Below are 2,597 nucleotides of genomic sequence, written 5' to 3' on the forward strand. Positions count from 1 at the left end.
GCGTATGCCTGCAGCGAGTCGCACGCCTCCCGCAATCGACGCTACCGAGGGGATGTTTCCGCAAGGCATTTCCATTTTTTCGCGGAGGTTACACGGGAGGCACGAACGTAAATTCGTTGTTTCCACCATGTAACGGGCAGATGTCCGACGGCGCCGCGGCGCCGGGGAGCTAGCGGAGCTAGCGGCTCGCGGCGGGCACCAGTACCCAGAGCACCTCGACCGGGCTGTCGGTCGGGTTGACCCAGGTGTGCGGCTCGCGGCCGGGGAAGGTCACGGTATCGCCGGTCTCCAGCTCGAATTCCTCATTGGTAAGGACCAGCCGGATGCTGCCCTTGACCACGTGCAGCACATCGACGTCGCAGTCGACGGCGTACAGCTCGGACTCGCCGCGGCCACGGGGCTCGATCACGGCCTGGATGATCTGGACCCGGCGCTCGGAGCGTGCGGTCAGCAGGCGCTCGACGATCCCTTCCCCGCCGAGCGAAATCCGGGGACCTTCGCCGGCCTTGGTGAGGTGCGTTTCCGGCGCGGCAAACAGGTCGCCGATCGAGATGGAGAGGACCTGGCACAGCGTGACCAACGAGCTCACGGAGGGCGAGGTCAGGTCCCGCTCAACCCGGCTCAGGAAGCCCTTGGTCAGGCCGGTGGCGTCCGCGACCTGTTCGATGGTGAGCCGCTGCGACTGCCGGGCGGCACGGATCCTGGACCCGATGGCAACCGGAACGTTGCTCGGTTCTACGGGTAGAGCCTTCATTAGGGAACCTTTCACGGCCGGCCGCGCGGCACCAGCATTGGAGCCAATCCTAATCGGAGATGAACGCCCGGAGGCCCGAAGGGACACGCCGCCGGCAGACCTTGACTGTTACCGGCGTCACACCCTACTCTTTGGCAACAAGTGTTGCCTCTTAGGCAATACCGCGGGCGGGTCAACCGAGACCTCCCGCACTTTCCCGCCAAGAAGTAGTGACAACCGACCGCAGCGTTGCGAGCCGGCCCAGCAGCGCTGCTTCCGAACAGCTCCAAAGGAGCCCTCAATGGACGCAAGTATTGTCAACATCGCCATCGTGGTGGTGTATCTGGTCGCCATGCTGGCGTTCGGCTGGTGGGGCAAGTCCCGCACCCAGAACAACAGCGACTTCCTCGTGGCCGGCCGCCGCCTCGGCCCGTTCCTGTATACCGGGACCATGGCCGCCGTCGTCCTGGGCGGCGCGTCGACGGTGGGCGGTGTGGGGCTCGGCTACAAGTTCGGCATCTCCGGMATGTGGCTCGTGGTKGCSATCGGCGCYGGYGTGCTGCTGCTCAGCCTGCTCTTCGCCAGCACCATCCAGAAGCTGAAGATTTACACCGTCTCCCAGATGCTSAGCCTSCGCTACGGCAGCCGGGCCACGCAGACCTCGGGCATCGTCATGCTCGCCTACACCCTGATGCTTTGCGCCACGTCCACCGGCGCCTACGCCACCATCTTCGTAGTCCTCTTCGGCTGGGACCGCGCGCTGGCCATCGCCATCGGCGGCGCCATCGTGCTGGTCTACTCGACCATCGGCGGCATGTGGTCGATCACCCTGGCCGACCAGGTCCAGTTCGTGATCAAGACGGTGGGCATCTTCCTGCTCATGCTGCCCCTGACGCTCAACGCCGCCGGGGGCCTCGACGGCATCCGCAGCCGAGTCGACGCGAGCTTCTTCCAGATCGACGGCATCGGGATCCAGACGATCATTACCTACTTCGTCGTCTACACCCTCGGCCTGCTCATCGGCCAGGACATCTGGCAGCGCGTGTTCACTGCCAAGACCCCCACGGTTGCGCGCTGGGGTGGCGCCACCGCGGGCGTCTACTGCATTCTGTACGGCGCCGCCGGCGCCCTGATCGGCCTCGGCGCCCGCGTCGCCCTGCCGAACATCGACGTCAAGGCCCTTGGCAAGGACGTTGTCTACGCCGAGGTCGCCACCAACCTGCTGCCCATCGGGATCGGCGGCCTGGTGCTCGCCGCGGCCGTCGCCGCCATGATGTCTACCGCGTCCGGCGCTCTGATTGCGGCCGCCACCGTGGCCCGCGCCGACGTCCTGCCCTTCGTGGCCGGCTGGTTCGGCAAGAACATCAACACCGAGGACACCGAGAACCCGGAGCACGACGTCAAGGCGAACCGGCTGTGGGTCCTGGGCCTCGGCGTCGTGGCCATCGTGATCGCCATCATCACCAAGGACGTCGTGGCCGCGCTGACCATCGCCTACGACATCCTCGTCGGCGGCTTGCTCGTCGCCATCCTCGGCGGACTGGTCTGGAGGCGCGGCACCGGTGGGGCCGCGGCCGCCTCGATGGCCGTCGGCTCGGTCATCACCCTCGGCACCATGATCGTCCTGGAAATCAACGCCGAAGTCCCGCTTGACGGCGTCTACGCGAACGAACCSATCTACTACGGGCTGTTGGCCTCCGCGCTGGTCTACGTGGCAGTGTCACTGTTGACCAAGCCGACGGATCCTGCCGTGATGAAGAACTGGCACGAGCGCGTGGCGGGCCGCACCGACCACGAAGAAGCACCGGTGCCGGTCCTGAGCCGCTAAGCCGGCAAACGCACGACGGCGGCGCCTCCCCCCGGG

Annotated in this window: 2 protein-coding genes; one reads left to right on the forward strand and one right to left on the reverse strand. The window is 66.4% G+C overall.

The annotated features are described in order from the left end of the window. Positions 1–178: 178 nt before the first annotated feature. Positions 179–754: a helix-turn-helix domain-containing protein gene (locus tag AB4Y86_RS16440; protein WP_441403247.1), complete on the reverse strand. Its 576-nt coding sequence runs from the start codon at positions 752–754 to the stop codon at positions 179–181. 280 nt (positions 755–1,034) lie between these two features. On the opposite strand from AB4Y86_RS16440, the gene AB4Y86_RS16445 reads away from it, so the two are divergent. Further along, positions 1,035–2,561: a sodium:solute symporter gene (locus AB4Y86_RS16445; protein ID WP_441403248.1), complete on the forward strand. Its 1,527-nt coding sequence runs from the start codon at positions 1,035–1,037 to the stop codon at positions 2,559–2,561. The last annotated feature ends 36 nt before the right edge of the window (positions 2,562–2,597 follow it).

It is taken from the genome of Arthrobacter sp. 2YAF22_2 (assembly GCF_052114645.1).
In the GTDB taxonomy this organism is placed as follows: Bacteria; Actinomycetota; Actinomycetes; order Actinomycetales; family Micrococcaceae; genus Arthrobacter.